The 1,238-nt window shown below is 65.1% G+C and carries 2 protein-coding genes; both read right to left on the bottom strand.

What is annotated here, in order from left to right; all coding sequences use genetic code 11:
- Nucleotides 1-378 (bottom strand): YdeI/OmpD-associated family protein (locus tag ACYVDE_RS23295; protein ID WP_460503913.1); only part of this gene is annotated, 378 nt, incomplete at its 3' end.
- A gap of 109 nt (nucleotides 379-487) precedes the next feature.
- Nucleotides 488-1,238, bottom strand: a 751-nt coding sequence (locus ACYVDE_RS23290; protein WP_460503912.1) for a glutamate-5-semialdehyde dehydrogenase, incomplete at its 5' end; no start/stop codon positions are given.

Raw genomic sequence — 1,238 nt, 5'->3', positions numbered from 1 at the left:
GGCCCGGCGGTGCGCCCCGCTGTAGCCGTTGAAGGCCGTTTCGGCCTCGGGCCAGGCGGCGAGGGCTTCGGCCAGCTCGTCGGGCAGGTCTACGTGGTCGGGGTTGGGGTCGGGCGTGATGCTCACTTCCAGCGCATCACCCAGCGCAATGCCCACGGCGGCGCACACGTCCTTATTCAGCATGAGGTAGCGTCCGCCACCTTCAAGCGGCAGCAGCCCCAGCCGCAGCGCGTGGCCGCGAATGGTGACGATGACGCGCTTCGCGGCCTTCCCGCCGAGATGTTCGAGTACGTCGGCCGGTACCACAATGGTTTGCGTGGGCATGAAGCTGGGGCCACCCGGCTCCAGCACGGCGCGGAAATGAAGGTGGATGAGCATGGGAAGATAATTGAACGTCATGCAGAGCGTAGCGAAGCATCTTTACCGCAATAGTAAATAATTACTGATGGTGGGCAAGATGCTTCGCGGTGCTCTGCATGACGTTTTGCTAGGAGTTCCGCACCTGCCCGGTGCCGCGCACCTGCCACTTGTAGCTCATCAGCTCTTCCAGGCCCATGGGGCCGCGGGCGTGCAGCTTCTGGGTGCTGATGCCGATTTCGGCCCCCAGCCCGAACTGCGCGCCGTCGGTGAAGGCAGTGGAGGCGTTGGCGTACACGGCGGCCGCATCCACGGCGTTGAGGAAGGCTTCGATGCTGGCCGCATCTTCCGAAATAATGGCTTCGCTGTGCTTCGAGCCAAACGCGGCGATGTGGTCAAGTGCTTCATCCAGCGAAGCCACGGTTTTCACGGCCATTTTCAGGGCCAGAAACTCGGTGCCGAAATGCTCATTGGTGGCGTGGGCCAGCAGCGCGGGCGGGTAGTGACCAGCCAGCGCGGCATGGGCCGGCGCATCGGCAAAGAGCTGTACCCCGGCGGCCGCCAGCGTGACCAGCAGCGCGGGCAGGTCAGCCAGGCGGCTTGCGTGAATGAGCAGGCAATCCAGTGCATTACACACGCTCACGCGGCGGGTTTTGGCGTTGGCGATGATGGCCGCGCCGCTGGCCAGGTCGCCGGTGGCGTCGAAAAAGGTGTGGACCACGCCCGCCCCGGTTTCGATGACGGGCACCCGCGCATTCTCGCGCACATAGTTGATAAGCCCCTGGCTTCCGCGCGGAATCACTACATCCACGAAGCCTACGGCCCGCAGTAGTGCCTCGGTGGCCGCCCGCTCAGGCGGCAGCAGCGTGGCCACGGCGGGC

The sequence above is a fragment of the Hymenobacter agri genome, from assembly GCF_054778495.1.
This window is presented reverse-complemented; position numbering and strand designations above follow the sequence as displayed.